This is a genomic window from Desulfosarcina cetonica JCM 12296 (genome assembly GCF_001311845.1).
Lineage (GTDB): Bacteria > Desulfobacterota > Desulfobacteria > Desulfobacterales > Desulfosarcinaceae > Desulfosarcina > Desulfosarcina cetonica.
Window position 1 is genome coordinate 1 of record NZ_BBCC01000531.1, and the last position, 673, is coordinate 673.

Consider the following 673-nt stretch of genomic DNA (forward strand, 5'->3'; position numbering starts at 1 on the left):
ATAACAAGTCCCCATATGTTTTTTTCCTTGTTCCAAAAGATGAAGTTTTTCCACTTACGATTTCTACAAATTCTGGAAGGAACAGAACAATCCAGTTAACCAGTAATCCAAGAAAAGCAAAATCAACAGCGAGTAAGCTCTATACTGATTTTCAGGTTACTGTTGAATATATTGAAAAAGAATTCGAAAGTTAACTATAAAATATTGCACAACAAAACGCTGCAGGCCGACCCGGGGGGGGGCTAGCGGCTTTTCGAAAGCCCTTGGTTTTCGACAAAACTTGGCTTTGACAACCTACTCGGCTATATGCCCCGGTCGGCTGAGCTCCCCGTTGGTGCTCATATTGACTTGTTTTCCGTTCTTTATTTTGCACGTTTTTGGTTTGTGCTTGCTTGAAAGGGCTGCACCGAATCTGTAAGTTCATCAAGGCTTATATTTTGCAGTTTTTTAGGGGAGAGGGGGACGACCCTAATTAACTAAATAACTTTGCGTAATCCCCCATCTATGCTATTTTGAATTCATGCCACGCTTAGCTCGATTGGATGCCCCGGGGATTCTGCATCATGTGATCATCCGTGGGATCGAACGCAAAAATATCTTTAAAGACACAGCCGACAAAGAGAATCTGACTGAACGGCTATCGCGTTTAATTCCGGAAACCCAGACGCTATGT

General features: G+C 42.6%; 1 protein-coding gene. It reads left to right on the top strand.

The window, feature by feature from the left end:
• The coding region (locus JCM12296_RS43045) for a hypothetical protein (RefSeq protein WP_218188474.1) at positions 1-194 on the top strand (194 nt) is incomplete at its 5' end.
• Between the last annotated feature and the right edge of the window lie 479 nt (positions 195-673).